This window comes from Streptomyces sp. PL-29 (genome assembly GCF_058344425.1).
The window spans coordinates 7,181,690-7,195,578 of sequence record NZ_CP136996.1 but is presented as its reverse complement, the minus strand read 5'-3'; the positions used below and the strand labels follow the sequence as shown (position 1 = coordinate 7,195,578).

The window sequence follows — 13,889 nt, the reverse complement described above, 5'->3', positions numbered from 1 at the left end:
CTGGCCGGTGCCGTCGGTGGCGCGGACGGTGATCGTGTGCCCGCCCGGGTCGGCGTTCCAGGGGTAGGACCACTGGCGCCAGGTGTCGACGGTGTCCTGGACGGCCAGGTCCGCGTCCCGCCAGGGTTCGTCGTCGATACGGACCTCCACGCGGGTGATGCCGCGGCGCTGGGCCCAGGCGACCCCGGCGACCGTGATGGGGCCGGCGGCGGGGCGGGCGAAGGGCTTGGGGGTGTCGATCCGGGCCTGGGTCTTGACCGGCGCGCGACGGGCCCACTTCCGCTTCACCCAGTAGGGGTCGTAGGCGTCGAAGGTGGTCAGCTCGATGTCGGTGATCCACTTGCAGGCCGACACGTACCCGTACAGGCCGGGGACGAGCATGCGGACGGGGAAGCCGTGGTCGAAGGGCAGCGGTTCGCCGTTCATGCCGACCGCGAGGATCGCGTCGCGGCCGTCCATGACGTCCTCGACCGGTGAGCCGAGCGTCATCCCGTCCACGGACCGGGCCACCAGCTGGTCGGCCGGGCCGCCCTTCGACGGCGGTTTCACCCCGCACTCGGCGAGCAGCGCGGCCAGGGGGACGCCGAGCCAGCGGGCGGTACCGAGGTAGGGGCCGCCGACCTCGTTGGAGACGCAGGTCAGGGTGATGTCGCGTTCCACGAGCGGGCGGTCCAGGAGCTCGTCGAGGGTGTAGGTGCGCGGTGTGGTGACGCCTTTGCCGTGGAGGCGCAGCCGCCAGCTGCCGGCGTCGACCCTGGGGACGGTCAGAGCGGTGTCGACGCGGTAGAAGTCGGCGTTGGGGGTGGTGAAGGGGCTGATGCCGGGCACCTTCAACCGGGCTCCGGCCGGTACGGGCGGAGCCGGGGAGGCCGGTGGGGGCAGGACCAGGCCGGCGCGGGAGGCGACCGCTCCCTGCCCCTGCCGGCCGGAGAGGAACCGGCCGAGGGCGCCTGCCGATGCGGCCGCCACAGCGGTCAGGGCCGCCGAGGCAAGGAAACCGCGCCTGCTCCATCCTTCGGTGCCGCTGTGCCCGTCCCCGGCCGCCGGTTCCGGAACGGGTACGGCCTTGGAGGCCAGGACGTACAGGGCGGTTGCCCCTGCGAGTGCTCCGGCGATCGAGGGCAGTGCATCGCCGATTCCGGTGGAGTCCGGGCGGCTGAGGGCCGCCGCGGAGCCGACGATCCCGAACAGCAGCACGCCGGCGGCACCGGCCCGCCGGTGGTCCAAGGCCAGGATGCCCAGACCGACGGCGATGACGGCGAGGATCGCCAGGATTCCCAACTGCAGGACGGTCTTGTCGTTCTCCCCGAACGTACGGATCGCGAAGTCCTTCACCGCGGCCGGGGTCCGGTCGATCACCGCGCCGCCCACCACCGTCACCGGCCCGGCGGCCGGCCGCACCCAGCCGGCGACCAGCTCGGCCACGGCGAGCGCCATGGCAGCGGCCAGAACGCCGGCCGACGCGCCCAGGGCGGCGCGGGGAAGGGTGCTGCGGAAGTGGTTCACGTACCGGATTCGGCAGCATCCACCTGGCGGATTGGCCAGACACCCGAAAGAGTGACCCGCGCGCCGGAAAGGTGCCGGCGGTCCGTGGTGCGACGGGCCCGGCCGCGACCCGCGAAGGCGGCGCCGGCACGCAGCGGGACAGGAGTGCTGCCCGTGGGCACGGTGGTCGCCGCGCCGCGCCGCTCCCGCTCCGCCCCGCTCCCGCACCGCGCCGGCTGAGGGGCCTCGCGGTCAGATGGCGGTGGAGAGCGCCACGTGGCGCCACTGGCCGAGCTCACGCCGTACCAGGTCCAGCTTCGCCTCGACGCGCTCGACCGCGTCCGCGCCCAACTGCAGGCGCAGCGGCGGCCGAGGGGCCTCGGTGACGTCGACGATGGCCTTGGCCGCCTTCTTCGGATCGCCCTGCTGGAGTCCGTCGTTCCGGGCCAGCGCCTCGCGGACCGGGCCCGCCGCGGCGGCGTAGTCGGCGATGGCGGCCGGTTCGACCTGGAGGCTGGAGCGGCCGAGGAAGTCGGTGCGGAAGCCACCGGGTTCGACGATCGTGACGTGGACGCCGAGCGGGGCCAGTTCGCCGTGCAGCGCTTCGGAAATGCCCTCGAGGGCGAATTTCGACGCCCCGTACAGGCCGACCGCCGCAGCGGTGGCGAAACCGCCCACCGAGCCGATGTTCACGACGTGTCCGGACCGCTGGGAACGCAGGGTCGGCAGGGTCGCCCGCACCGTGTTGAGCAGGCCGAACACGTTGACGTCGAACAGGTCGCGGGCTGCCTTGTCGGAGGTCTCCTCGATCGCGCCCACGAGTCCGTAGCCGGCATTGTTGACCACGACGTCGATCCGGCCGAACTCCGCGAGGCCGGCCCGCACCGCGGCCGCCAGCTGCTCCGGTTCGGTCACGTCCGCGTTCACCGCGAGCAGTCCGCCGGGCTTGTCCGGGTACGCCGCGAGCACGGCCGAGGCGTTCCTCGCCGTGGCGATCACGCTGTGCCCTCGTTCCAGCGCCTCACGGGTGATCTCCGCGCCGAGTCCACGCGATGCACCGGTGACGAACCAAACGCCCATGTTCTCCCCCATTCCGATGGCCGACCGGCCCGACCGGCCGACGGCTTCACGCTAGGAGCTGGAGCCCGCTCCAGCTCAAGAGGTATGTGACGGGAGTCACCAGCAGACCGGGGCGCCCGTCGGCCGCACGCACCCACGAAAAGAGCAAATAAGTACAATTACGGCAAAATCGCGCTTGGGGTGCCGCCCCACCGACTGCCGTACCGCGGGGGTCCGCCGTGCACGACGTGCCCTACTGGCTGTGGATCGTCTTCGCCGCCACCGTCCTCGCGGCGCTGGCGGTCGATCTCCTCGCGCACCGACGGGCGCACGTCATCGGCTTCCGCGAGGCGGCGGCGTGGAGCGGGGTGTGGGTCGCCCTGGCCCTGGCCTTCGGCGGTCTGGTGTTCGTCGTCGTGGGCACGCAGGCGGGCGTGGAGTACACGACGGCGTGGCTGCTGGAGAAGAGCCTGTCGGTCGACAACCTGTTCGTCTTCGCCCTGATCTTCGGCTACTTCCGGGTTCCGCGGGCCTACCAGCACCGCGTGCTGTTCTTCGGGGTGCTGGGCGCGCTGGTGTTCCGGGGGGTCTTCCTCGCCGCCGGAGTGGCCGTCGTCAGCCGGTTCACGGCCGTGCTGTACGTCTTCGCCGCGATCCTCTTCTCCAGCACGTACAAGATCCTCAAGGAGGAGGACGACGGCTTCGACCCGGGGCGGAGCCTGGCCGTCCGGCTGCTGCGGAAGATCGTCCCGGTCGGTGAGGACTACGTCGGGGCGAAGTTCTTCGTGAAGGAGGCCGGCCGGCGCGTCGCCACGCCGCTACTGGCCGTGGTGGCCGCGATCGAGGCGGCCGACCTGGTCTTCGCGGTCGACAGCGTGCCCGCCGTGCTCGCCGTCAGCAGTGACGCCTTCATCGTCTACAGCAGCAACGCCTTCGCCATCCTGGGGCTGCGGGCCCTCTACTTCGTGCTGGCCGGCATGCTCGACCGCTTCCACCACCTGGGCACGGGACTCGCTCTGATCCTCGCGTTCATCGGCGTGAAGCTGGTCCTGCAGGCCACGCACGAGCTGATCAGCCCCGCGGTTCCCGAGATTCCCTCGCAGGTGAGCCTGGCCGTGATCGTCGCCGTCCTCGCGGCGTCGGTCGCCCTCAGCCTGCTCCGGCCACACCCGCCGGAGCCCCCGCCGAACGGCAGCGGGCCCTCCGGCGGGGCGTAACCACCCCCACCAAAGAAGGTTCAAAACAGAGCAAAGCGGGCGTAAAGTCGATGCATGGACGGCGAAAAGCATCCCGCGGCGGCGATCCCCGGACACCTGTGCCCCAGGTGCCATCAGCAACTGCCCGCGACGGTCCGGCGGCACCGGACGATGGGCATCCACGTCCCCCTCTACGCCGATGCCCCCTGCGCCAACCCCGCCTGCCCCGAGGCCGCCCCCGCCGGACGGGCAGCGCGGCAGGCACAGCCGCTCCCCGAGGACCGGGCCACCCCCTGAGGCCCCCCGCTTCGCGGGCCGGGCGTGGGCGTCGAACCCGCCGGCGCGCAGGTCGACGTTCCGGCGCTTCACCCAGAGGCCCGGAGGCGCCGACCCGGGGGGGCTGCGCCGCGCCGGAGGGTTGCCGCCGCTCCCCGTCGGTCCCGGAGTCGGGGCCGCCGAGGTCCCGCCCCTTGCTCGACCTATCGATTTTCGATAGATTTCGATCGTGGGTCGATGGAGGGATGGGTTATGGGCAAGCTGACCGTGCGGGCGTTGCGCGTCGTGCTCGGGGTGGTGTTCGCCGGCACCGTGTTCGTGCAGGCGGGGATGGTGTGGGCGTTGGTCACGGGCGAGACGGAGGGGGGATCGCTGCCGCTGACCCCGATGCGCGTGATCGTGGCCCTGGGGATGGTGGCGGCCCAGGTGGCCCTGGTCTGCGTGTGGCGGCTGACGGCGATGGTGCGGCGCGGGACGGTGTTCTCCCACGCCGCGTTCCGGTACGTGGACGGCGTGATCGGCGCGATCACGGCTGTGGCCGTGCTGTGGTTCGCGGTCACGGCGGTCAACGCCCCCGGCCAGCGGGAGGATCCGGGCGTTACTGTGATCATGGGCGGGATCGGCTTGGCCATCCTGGGGGTCGCGCTCATCGTGCTGGTACTGCGGATGCTGCTCGCGCAGGCCGTCGCGCGCGACGGCGAGGCGGCACGGATGCGGGCCGAGTTGGACGAGGTGATCTGATGCCCATCACCGTCGACATCGACGTGATGCTGGCCAGGCGGAAGATGTCCGTGGGCGAACTCGCCGACCGGGTGGGGATCACGCCGGCCAACCTGGCGGTGCTGAAGAACGGCCGCGCCAAGGCGGTGCGCTTCGCGACGCTCGCCGCGCTCTGCGAGGCGCTCGAGTGCCAGCCGGGCGACCTGCTGCGCTGGGAGGCCGGGGACACCGCCGCGCAGGACGGCGCGGGGGCCGAAGCCGCCGGGTCCGGGCTGCCCGGGCAGCACCGGCAGGGCTGAACGGCCGCGGAACCGTACCGGCGGTGCGTGGTGCCCCGGGCGATCGCGGGATGTGAGGGGCGTGTTCAGGGGCAGGTGCGTACGCCGTCCAGCCAGGCGGGGCCCTTGATGTAGATGTTGGTGATCCATGCCCGGTATTCGGGCAGGTAGGACCAGGCGTCGTTGGTGTAGCCCTCGGCGGTCACGGGTTCGGCGTGTTTCTGGCAGTCGATGCGCACCGTGGTGGGGCCGGGGAACTTGTGCACGCGCGGGCTGCCGGTGGAGGGCTCCCGGTGGGTCCACACGTCGGTGCCCCAGGTGCTGAACGTGCCGGGTGCCTGCGTCGGCGGCGCGATGCGGACCGCTCCGGCATAGTCGCCGCCGAGCCGTACGTCGGCGACGGTGATCCGGGTGCCCGATTCCCGGGCCTCGACCATCCTGCCCGCGCCCAGGTAGATCGCGATGTGGTGGATGGAGCCGCCCGAGCCCCAGGCCAGGAGGTCTCCCGGGAGGAGCGGGGCGGTCCCCTCGGCGGCGGTGAACCGCTGCCGCACCTGCGGTGCGTGGAACTGGTGGTAGGCGTTGCCGGGCAGGGGGTCGCCGCCGGCGGCGCGGGCGTAGGCGTAGCGGACCAGTCCCGAGCAGTCGAAGCCGAGCCGCTCGGGGTCGTGGGCGCTGTCCGGGTCGCTGGGGTCGACCTGGCCGTAGGTCGGGCCCGGCTGCGGCCCGTGGCCGCCGCCCCAGGTGTACCAGACGCCGATCTGTTCGCAGGCGGCCGCCACGGCCTGCTCCGCCGTGGTGGAGGCGTCGGCGGCGAGCACCCGGCACTCCCCCGCCGCCGTCCTGGGTGCAGCGGTGGCGCTGTGGGCGCCTTCCCCCGCGGCCAGGAGGGTGAGTGCCGCCACCGCCGCCACCGCTGTCGTGCGCATCGCCATGTCCGGTCCCCCGTTTCCGCCGCGCGGTCGTCCGGCCGCGGGCCGTCGTGCCCGTGGTGTCCTGTCCGGGCGCTTCCGAGACTGTCGCCCTCCTCCCCCGTGTGTCGAGCAGGCGCGGGTCGCCCGCTGCGAACGGGAAACGGGAAACTTCCGGGAAACCCCTTCCGGTCTGGGGTTTTGAGTGTCCGTCACTCGTGAGGGGGGCGGTGTCCTGGTCGGTCGGCTGGAACCCGGGCGCGGCACACCGCATCCCTTGGGGTGGCCGGGAGTCAGCCGGGGCGGTTGCCCTCGCGGGCCGGCCACGCCTTCGCCCCGACCCGACCTGCCCGAGCCTGACCGAACCGAACCGAACCGGAGAGTGCCGCCGATGAACCCTCAATCACCGCCGGGGCCCCTGGGCAGAGCGCTCCGCGTCGTGCGGAGATATCCGCGCCGTGCGCCGCTGACCCTCGCCTATGTCTGCCTGCTGCTGGCCGGCCACGCCTGGATCGGCCGGGTGTCCGACGAACGGGCGGCGGCCGTGCTGGGGTACCTCAGCACCAACCTGGACAACCTGCGCGACCATCCGCTGGCGGCGCTGGCCGGCAGCGCGCTGTTCTTCGACGGGACGCTCACCGATGTGGCCTCGACGGACTTCGTGGGCACCCTGATCACTCTGGGGCTGGGGGTGTGCTGCTTCCTGGCCTGGGCGGAGTCGCGGTGGGGGAAGCGGCGTGCGGTGGCGGTGTTCCTCGGCGGGCATGTCGTGGCGACCCTGCTCACCGCTGCCGTCATCACCGTCGCGCTGCGGTACGGCTGGTATCCGGCGGCGGTGCGACAGTCCTTGGACTACGGGGTCAGTTACGGTGCGCAGACGGTGCTGGCGGTCGGCACGCTCGCCCTGCCCCGCTGGGGGCGCCTGCCCTGGGCGGCTTTCGTCCTCGCGTGGCCGCTCGGCGGTGCCGAGTGGTCCGGGCCGCTGCCGGACTTCACCACCGTCGGCCATCTCACGGCGGCGGTGATCGGCTTCGGGCTGCTGGCCGTCCCGGCCTTCCGGCGGCCGCGGGCCGGTGCTGCGGGACCGCCCCGCACCGTGGCGGACGGCGGGCCGCGGCCGGGTGCTCTCGCGCGGCCGGCGTCGCCGGCGGGCGGATCCGGGCAGCGTTCCTGACCGGCCGCTCCCCCTTTGCGGGTTCTCCCGGGGCGGGCTATTGGGGTGTGTCGGCAGGGGCGAAGTGCACGTCGTAGCAGTCCTGTTCGGGCAGGAGCGCGGCGAAGGTGTCCAGGCCGTGCCGGATGCGGCCCAGGGTGCGGAAGTAATCGAAGCGGTCGACGGCCGGGGTCAGCAGGACGAGCAGGTCCGCCGTGGCTGCGGGAGAAGCGCCGAACGCGTGGACGTGGCCGGGCGGTATGCAGAGGAGTCCGCCGGCGGCCACGGTCGTGGTGCGGTCGTCGAGGGTGAAGCGGGCGCTTCCTTCGAGCACGTAGAACACCTCGGTCGACCGTGCGTGGTGGTGGGCGGGGGCGCCGGTGGCGCCGCGGGGGAGGGTGAGGCGGTTGGCTCCCACCGCCGCGCCGGTGTCGGATGCGTCCGCGAGGAGGCGGAACCCCCCGCCGTGGGGGAAGTCGATCCGCTCGGCCTGCTCGGCGTGCACGATCAGGGGCTGTCGGGGGGCGTTCATCGGCGGTCTCTCCTGTGGTCTGCGGCGTGTCGCGGATGCGGTTCCATTCGATCCCGGGAAGCGGTTGTGATCCACCGGCTGTTGGAGAAGACAGAGATCACCGGTCGTGACGAATCGCTGCGGGAGGCGGACGGGTGGAACTGCGGCAGTTGAGGTATTTCGTGGCTGTTGCCGAGGAGGGCGGCTTCGGGCGGGCGGCGCAGCGGCTGGGGATCGTCCCGTCGGCCGTCAGCCAGCAGATCGGCCGGCTCGAACGCGGTTGGGGGGTGGTCCTGTTCGAGCGTACGACCCGGCGGGTGCGGCTCTCCTCGGCGGGCGAGCGGTTGCTCCCCGAGGCCCGTGCGGTTCTGGCGGCTGCCGAGCGCACGGTGCGGGTGGCCGCCGATGTCACCGCGGGTGCCGACGGTGTGTTGCGGCTGGGCGGTGTCCACGGCCCCCGGGACCGGCTGGGGCGTGTTCTGGCGCTCCTGTCCGCTGCCGCTCCCCGGCTTCAGGTGCGGCTGCGGAGGATGCCGGTCGGCGATCGGCTGGCCGCGGTACGTTCCGGGGAGCTCGACGCCGCCCTGGTGCGGGCGGTTCCGTCGGCGGCCGGCCTGGAGTTGCTGCCGCTGTGGAGCGACCCGCTGCATGTGGCCCTGCCCCAGGGCCATCCGCTGGCGGCCGAACGGGCTGTGGGGCTGGACCGTTTGGCGGGGCTCGCGCTGCGTCTGGCTCCGCGCGCGGAGAACCCGTACTTCCACGATCTGGTCGTCGACGCGTGCCGCAGGGCGGGGGGCGTGCCGCCGGCCGGGCCGCCCTTCGCCGGTCTGCAGGCCACGCTCGCGGCGATCGGCACGGCGCGCGAGGCGTCGTGGACCGTCTTCTACGAGGTCCAGGGGATGCCGTCGGTCCCGCGGGTGGTGGTGCGCCCGCTCGCCGGCCTGAGCGTGACGACGTCCCTGGCGGTCCGTCCCGGTCCGCCCGATCCGGCCCTGCGCCATCTCCTGGCGGCGCTGCACCGGGTGGAGGGCGCCGTCGGGCCGGCCGCGGGGGGTGTGCGCGGGTAGGCGGGGTGCGGGCGCTCTCGGGCACGTGCGCCGCCTTCGGCGCTGGCAGCCTGTGGCCTGTTGCCGGGCCGCCGTGGGCCGGCCGTGTGCCGGGCGACCGTGCGACCGCGTCCTGTCCCCCGCAAGGAGTCCGGGCGCCCGGTCGGGCGGGATGTCCGGCCTGAGGAGGAGGAGTTCTGTGTGTTCAGCGTAGTTTCGGGCGGGCGGATGATGCGGCGTGTCGCCTGTCTCCTCGTGGCACTCGCCCTGTCGGCCGGTGTGCTGGGCGCGGCCGCGCCCGCCGCCCATGCCGATCCGGACCGGCCGCTGACGGTCGTCGACTGGGACATCAGCGGTCTCGAGCACGGCGGCCAGGGGCACCACGACCGGTACTGGAACATGATCGACCAGGTGCACCGGATCAGCGGCCACGACTTCTACCAGGTGCTGGACGAGACCACGACGACGCCCGACCGGCTGATCCAGATCCGGGTGAGTCATGCCGGGCAGTACGTGGTGTCCCTCTACTACTGGGCCAACACCCTGTACCTGGCCGGGATCTACCAGCCCGGGCAGCCCGACGGCACCGGCAACCGGCACTACGTGTTCCCCGACGGCTATCCCGACGCGTTCGAGCGGGTCCTGGGGGTGCGGGCCCACCGCCTGCCCTGGAACGGGAGTTACGCCACCCTGCCCGGCGGTGGCGCCCGCGCGGAGCGGCGGCTCACCCCCCAGAACCTCCAGAACGCGCTGCTGACCCTGCGCAACACCCAGCAGCTCCTCACCACCGGGGCCGGCCGGCAGACCGTCGGTTCGTACCTGGTGGACGTCATCGGCGCGACCGCCGAGGCGGCGCGCTTCGGGTACGTCTTCGACGTGATCCGGCAGAACATCGCCCACCACGCGTCGACGCCGATCGGCCCGTTCGGTGCCGACCTCGAAACCAGCTGGGGCCAGTTGTCCGCCTGGGTGTACGCGCGGCTGCGCAACCCGGCCGGGAACGGTTTCACCATCGGTGCCCAGGGCTACAGCAGGTACTACCCGACGGTCGCCGCGCTCATCGCGAACCTGGGGTACATCCAGCTCAACGGGCACAAGCGGGGCGGCTGACACCGGCCGCCGCCCTGTGCGGCGGCGGCTCCGGGACGGGGGTGAAGGAGGCGCTCCAGTCCCGCGGTGACATCCCGTACCGCTGCCGGAAGACCCGGCTGAAGTGGTTGGGGCTGACGAAGCCCCAGCGGTGCGCGATGCGGGAGACGGTCTTCCCGCGTCCCGGTCGGGCCAGTTCCCGGGCGGCCTCTTCCAGGCGGCGCTCGCGGATCCAGGTGCCGACCGTCGTGGCGTCCTGTGCGAAGAGCCGGTGCAGGTAGCGGACGGACATGTGGTGTGCGGCGGCGATCGAGCGTGGGGAGAGGTCCGGGTCCGCCAGGTGCAGGCCGATGTGGGCGCGGACGCGTGCCATCAGGTCCGCGGTCTCCGCGGTGACGGGGCCTTGGCCGGTGGCGGGCCGGGCTGCCGGTCGGGTGCCGGCGGCGGCCCGTTCCGTGATGAGGGTGGCCAGCATGCCCGCGATGTGGCCGGCCATGCGGCCGCCGGTTTCGGCGCCCAGGTCCGGGGCCGCTTCGGCGAAGGCGGCCAGGGAGCGGGAGACGGCGGTGTCCAGGCCCGGGGCGGGCCGGACGGTGCTCCCCAGGACGGCCGTGAGGTCTGCCTGCGGGACGGCGAGCACGGCGCGCGGCAGCCGGAGCAGGTGCGTGCGGGAGGGCTCGGGAAACTCCACGGCGAGTTCGCCGCCCGAGGGCAGCAGGGCCATGTCGCCCGGTGCCAGGCGTATCCGCCTGCCGCCGCGGGAGAGCAGTGCGGTGCCCGAGGCTTGGACGGCCACGACGACGAACGGCCCGCCGCTTTCGCCGTGGGCGCCGTCGTGGTCCGTGCGGTGGGGTGTGGCTTCGAGGGTGCGTATCCGGAGGTATCCGCAGTCGCCGGTCGCGGTCTCGGCGGCGAACAGGCCCGGCTCCGCCGCCCTGTCCGCTGCCCGGGCGGGAGGGGCTTGGGGGCGCGGGGGTGTGGGGTGGGTGCGGGCCGGTTCGGTGCGGTGCGCTTGCATGCCCGGAGCGTGCCCGGGGAGGGCGGTGGTTCGAATCCTGGAAACCTCCCAGTCTTCGCCGCCCGTCCCCCGGTCCGGCGCGGCCGGTCGGGGGGATGCCCGGAGCCGGTATGTTCAGTTCATGATCATGAGAGGCCGGGGTGCGGAGAGCGCTCTGGTGCACCGGCTGCTGGACGGCGCGCGCTCGGGTATGAGCGGTGTACTCGTCGTGCGCGGCGATGCCGGGATCGGCAAGACGGCCCTGCTGGACCATGCGGTCGGGTCGGCTTCGGGCCTGCAGGTCACGCGGGTCGCGGGCGTCGAGGCCGAGCAGGAGCTCGGTTTCGCGGCCGTGCACCGCGTCCTGCTGCCGTTCCTCGGTGCCCGGAACCGGCTGCCCGGGCCCCAGCGCGCCGCGCTCGAGACGGCGTTCGCGATGGTGGACGGGACCGCGCCCGACCGGTTCCTGGTGGGGCTCGCCGTTCTCACCCTCCTCGCGGAGTCCGCCCGCGAAGGGCCGCTGCTGCTCGTGTGCGACGACGCCCAGTGGCTGGACCGGGAGTCGCTCGACGTCCTGGCGTTCGTGGGACGCAGGCTCCACGCCGACGGCATCGTCGCCCTCTTCGCGCTGCGCGACGACACGACGGCGGCGCCGCCGGCGCTGGACGGCCTTCCCGAACTCCGGCTCGGCCGGCTGCCGCAGGCCGATGCGCTGGCGCTGCTCATGGACCACGCCGGCGGCGGGATCGACCAGGTCGTGGCCGAGCGGATCATCGCCGAGGCGGCGGGCAATCCGCTCGCCCTGCGGGAACTGGCCCAGGGGCCTCATGTCGTGGAGGCGGGGTTCGCCGGGCCGCCGGCTCTCGGGCGGCGCCTGGAGGCCCGGTTCCTGCGGCGGGTTGAGGGCCTGCCGGTGCTGACCCGGACGGTGCTGTTGGCGGCGGCCGCCGACGCGACCGGCGATCGGGACGTGCTGCGGCGGGCGGTCCGGCACCTTTCGGGGGCCGGCAACGACGACCTGGCCGAGGCCTTCGACCAGGCCGAGCGGGAGGAGTTGTTGACGGCCCGGCCCGCTCCCGGTGCGTCCTCGTTCCGTCATCCGCTGATCCGCTCGGCCGTGTACGGGGGCGCGTCGCGGGCCGCGCGTCGTTCCGTGCACGCCGCGCTCGCCGCCGTGACCGACGCGTGCGCCGAACCCGAACGGCACGCCTGGCATGCGGCGGCCGCCGCGGACGGCCCCGATGAGCAGGTCGCCTCCGCGTTGCACGGCTGTGCCGAGCGGGCCGGGAACACCGGCGGCTACCTGGCCCGGGCCGCGTTCTTGCAGCGGGCCGCGGATCTCACCGACGATCCGGTCCGGCGGGCCACGTGGCTGCTTGAGGCCTGTGCGGCGGCCCTCATGGCCGGTGCCCCGCGGCGGGCCGAGGAGCTCCTCTCCCGGCTGCCGGCACCGGGACCGGCGGTGCCCGTGCTGGGCGCCCATGCCGGCCGGCTGGGCGGGCTGGCCCGCCTGATGCTGGGCGGAAAGGGGGCTGTCGGGCTCCTCCTGGATGCCGCCCTGGTGCTCTTCGAGCACGACCCGGCGGCCGGCCGTGACACGCTGCTGGAGGCCTTCGACGCCTCGATGGTCGCTGCCGGCCCCGATGGTGGTGGCAGCCCCGATGGTGGTGGCGACCCCGATGGTGGTGGCGACCCCGATGGTGGTGGCGGTGCCGATGGTGGTGGCGGTGCCCTGCGGGTGGCCCGTGCCGCGCTCGGTGTCGCCGGCCGCGGGGACGCGGCGCCCGGTGCGGACGCGTGCGTCGCCGACCTGCTCCTGGACGGTCACGCCCGGCTGGTCGCCGTCGGCTACCGCGCGGGCGTGCCGTCGCTGCGGGCGGCCCTCGCGGCGATGACCCGGCCCGGCGCGGAAGAGGGCGGAGCGGTCCGCTGGAGCCTGCTGGGGATGGTCGCCGCCGTCGAGTTGTGGGACATCGACGCCCTGGGGGAATGCGGGCGGCGGTACGCCGATGCCGCGCGCGGCCACGGGGCGCTGCGCATGCTCCAGATCAGCGCACACGCCAACGCGACCTCGGAGGTGTTCCGCGGCAACCTGGTCGGTGCGCAGGCGCACTTCGCGGAGTTCAAGGACATCGCGGACGCGACCGGGGCCGATCCGCGGTTGTCCCACCCCACCGATGTGATGCTGCACGCCTGGCGCGGGGACGAGGCGGCGACTCTGTCGGCGGTCGCGGCGCAGCGGGAGCTGTGTCCCGAGGCGCCCGGCGGGATCCAGGCGCAACTGGCCCGTGCGGCACTGGTCGTGCTCGGGCTGGGCGGGCGCCGCTACCCGCAGGCCCAGGCCGCGGCCCAGGCGGTTCTCGACGATCCGCCGCCGCACTGCGCCGGGCTCGGCCTTCCCGGCCTGGTCGAGGCCGCCGTCCGCAACGGCGATCCGGGCGTGGCCTCGCGGGCGTTGGAGCTGCTGGCCGAGCGGGCCACGGCCAGCGGCACCCCGTGGGCGCTGGGGCTGCTGGCCCGAAGCCGCGCCCTGGTCGCGCCGGGACCGGCGGCGGAGGAGCTGTTCCGGGAGGCGTCCGCGCATCTGGAGCCGACGCCGCTGCTGACTGAGAAGGCGCACACGGACCTCCTGCACGGGGAGTGGCTGCGTCGGCAGCGCCGCAGGCACGACGCCCGGGTGCTGCTGCGGCGCGCCCACGAGCGGTTCGCCTCGATGGGGGCGGCCGCCTTCGCCGAGCGGGCCCGTCTGGAGCTGCGGGCCACGGGCGAGCAGGCGCGCCGGCGGGACGCGGGGGCGGGGCGGCAGCTGACCCCGCAGGAGTCCCGGGTCGCGCGGTTGGCGGCTCGCGGTGCTACCAATCAGGAGATCGCGACGGACTTGTTCCTCAGCGCGAGCACGGTGGAGTACCACCTCGGCAAGGTCTTCCGGAAGCTCGGCGTCTCCTCGCGCCGGCAGCTGGCGGGGTCGCTGCCCCGGGGGTAGCGGCGGGCCCGCGGGGGTGGCCGGTGCCGGGGGGTGGCCGGTGCCGGGGGGTGGCCGGTGCCGGGGGGTGGCCGGTGCCGGGGGGTGGCTGTGTCGCCGGCCGGTGGCACAAGGGCTGGTCGGGGCGGGTGAATCGTCATCTAAGATTCAAGCTGGCCGCGGGGCCGGGGCTCGTCGCTGTGTGC

General features: G+C 73.9%; 13 protein-coding genes. 8 read left to right on the top strand and 5 right to left on the bottom strand.

Annotation, left to right across the window (positions count from 1 at the left end):
- The coding region (locus R4Z63_RS32535) for a molybdopterin-dependent oxidoreductase (RefSeq protein ID WP_491522646.1) at window positions 1–1,515 on the bottom strand (1,515 nt) is incomplete at its 3' end.
- A gap of 222 nt (window positions 1,516–1,737) precedes the next feature.
- A complete protein-coding gene (locus R4Z63_RS32530; protein ID WP_384451488.1) occupies window positions 1,738–2,565 on the bottom strand; it encodes an oxidoreductase in 828 nt (275 codons plus the stop codon).
- Between the two features lie 218 nt (window positions 2,566–2,783).
- Between R4Z63_RS32530 and R4Z63_RS32525 the strand changes: the two genes are divergently transcribed.
- The 4 genes from R4Z63_RS32525 to R4Z63_RS32510 all read left to right on the top strand — a co-directional run bounded on the left by R4Z63_RS32525 (window position 2,784) and on the right by R4Z63_RS32510 (window position 5,035).
- Window positions 2,784–3,761 (top strand): TerC family protein, encoded by a 978-nt coding sequence (locus R4Z63_RS32525; RefSeq protein WP_384451491.1) that lies wholly within the window; start codon window positions 2,784–2,786, stop codon window positions 3,759–3,761.
- A gap of 54 nt (window positions 3,762–3,815) precedes the next feature.
- On the top strand, window positions 3,816–4,037 hold the full coding sequence (locus R4Z63_RS32520) for a hypothetical protein (RefSeq protein ID WP_384451494.1): 222 nt from the start codon (window positions 3,816–3,818) through the stop codon (window positions 4,035–4,037).
- Window positions 4,038–4,268: 231 nt separating this feature from the next.
- Window positions 4,269–4,757: a DUF2975 domain-containing protein gene (locus R4Z63_RS32515; protein WP_037930383.1), complete on the top strand. Its 489-nt coding sequence runs from the start codon at window positions 4,269–4,271 to the stop codon at window positions 4,755–4,757.
- Window positions 4,757–5,035, top strand: a complete 279-nt coding sequence (locus R4Z63_RS32510; RefSeq protein WP_384451497.1) for a helix-turn-helix domain-containing protein — start codon at window positions 4,757–4,759, stop codon at window positions 5,033–5,035. The genes R4Z63_RS32515 and R4Z63_RS32510 overlap by 1 nt, the downstream gene beginning before the upstream one ends.
- Window positions 5,036–5,100: 65 nt before the next feature.
- Here R4Z63_RS32510 and R4Z63_RS32505 read toward each other — a convergent pair whose 3' ends face one another.
- The gene (locus R4Z63_RS32505; RefSeq protein WP_384451500.1) at window positions 5,101–5,949 is read right to left on the bottom strand and encodes a C40 family peptidase; all 849 of its coding nucleotides are present in this window, start codon (window positions 5,947–5,949) and stop codon (window positions 5,101–5,103) included.
- 415 nt (window positions 5,950–6,364) lie between these two features.
- Between R4Z63_RS32505 and R4Z63_RS32500 the strand changes: the two genes are divergently transcribed.
- Window positions 6,365–7,099: a rhomboid-like protein gene (locus R4Z63_RS32500; RefSeq protein WP_384451503.1), complete on the top strand. Its 735-nt coding sequence runs from the start codon at window positions 6,365–6,367 to the stop codon at window positions 7,097–7,099.
- A gap of 37 nt (window positions 7,100–7,136) precedes the next feature.
- Here the strand turns inward: R4Z63_RS32500 and R4Z63_RS32495 are convergent, their stop codons facing one another.
- Window positions 7,137–7,610 carry a cupin domain-containing protein gene (locus R4Z63_RS32495; protein ID WP_384451506.1) on the bottom strand — a complete coding sequence of 158 codons (474 nt, stop codon included), beginning with the start codon at window positions 7,608–7,610 and terminating at the stop codon, window positions 7,137–7,139.
- Between the two features lie 134 nt (window positions 7,611–7,744).
- On the opposite strand from R4Z63_RS32495, the gene R4Z63_RS32490 reads away from it, so the two are divergent.
- Window positions 7,745–8,656 (top strand): LysR family transcriptional regulator, encoded by a 912-nt coding sequence (locus tag R4Z63_RS32490; protein WP_037930399.1) that lies wholly within the window; start codon window positions 7,745–7,747, stop codon window positions 8,654–8,656.
- Between the two features lie 180 nt (window positions 8,657–8,836).
- Window positions 8,837–9,745, top strand: coding sequence for a ribosome-inactivating family protein (locus R4Z63_RS32485; protein WP_384451509.1), 909 nt, complete (start codon window positions 8,837–8,839; stop codon window positions 9,743–9,745).
- On the opposite strand, the gene R4Z63_RS32480 is transcribed toward R4Z63_RS32485, so the two are convergent.
- Window positions 9,720–10,742: a helix-turn-helix domain-containing protein gene (locus R4Z63_RS32480; RefSeq protein WP_384451512.1), complete on the bottom strand. Its 1,023-nt coding sequence runs from the start codon at window positions 10,740–10,742 to the stop codon at window positions 9,720–9,722. The genes R4Z63_RS32485 and R4Z63_RS32480 overlap by 26 nt on opposite strands.
- 121 nt (window positions 10,743–10,863) lie before the next feature.
- Here R4Z63_RS32480 and R4Z63_RS32475 point away from each other — a divergent pair, with 121 nt between their 5' ends.
- Window positions 10,864–13,704, top strand: coding sequence for a helix-turn-helix transcriptional regulator (locus tag R4Z63_RS32475; protein ID WP_384451515.1), 2,841 nt, complete (start codon window positions 10,864–10,866; stop codon window positions 13,702–13,704).
- Window positions 13,705–13,889: the final 185 nt, after the last annotated feature.

What these genes read in the sequence shown, in the direction of transcription:
- R4Z63_RS32530 (WP_384451488.1), bottom strand. Translation starts at nt 2,565, where the DNA reads ATGGGCGTTTGGTTCGTCACCGGTGCATCGCGTGGACTCGGCGCGGAG.
- R4Z63_RS32520 (WP_384451494.1), top strand. Translation starts at nt 3,816, where the DNA reads ATGGACGGCGAAAAGCATCCCGCGGCGGCGATCCCCGGACACCTGTGC.
- R4Z63_RS32515 (WP_037930383.1), top strand. Translation starts at nt 4,269, where the DNA reads ATGGGCAAGCTGACCGTGCGGGCGTTGCGCGTCGTGCTCGGGGTGGTG.
- R4Z63_RS32510 (WP_384451497.1), top strand. Translation starts at nt 4,757, where the DNA reads ATGCCCATCACCGTCGACATCGACGTGATGCTGGCCAGGCGGAAGATG.
- R4Z63_RS32505 (WP_384451500.1), bottom strand. Translation starts at nt 5,949, where the DNA reads ATGGCGATGCGCACGACAGCGGTGGCGGCGGTGGCGGCACTCACCCTC.
- R4Z63_RS32495 (WP_384451506.1), bottom strand. Translation starts at nt 7,610, where the DNA reads ATGAACGCCCCCCGACAGCCCCTGATCGTGCACGCCGAGCAGGCCGAG.
- R4Z63_RS32480 (WP_384451512.1), bottom strand. Translation starts at nt 10,742, where the DNA reads ATGCAAGCGCACCGCACCGAACCGGCCCGCACCCACCCCACACCCCCG.
- R4Z63_RS32475 (WP_384451515.1), top strand. Translation starts at nt 10,864, where the DNA reads ATGATCATGAGAGGCCGGGGTGCGGAGAGCGCTCTGGTGCACCGGCTG.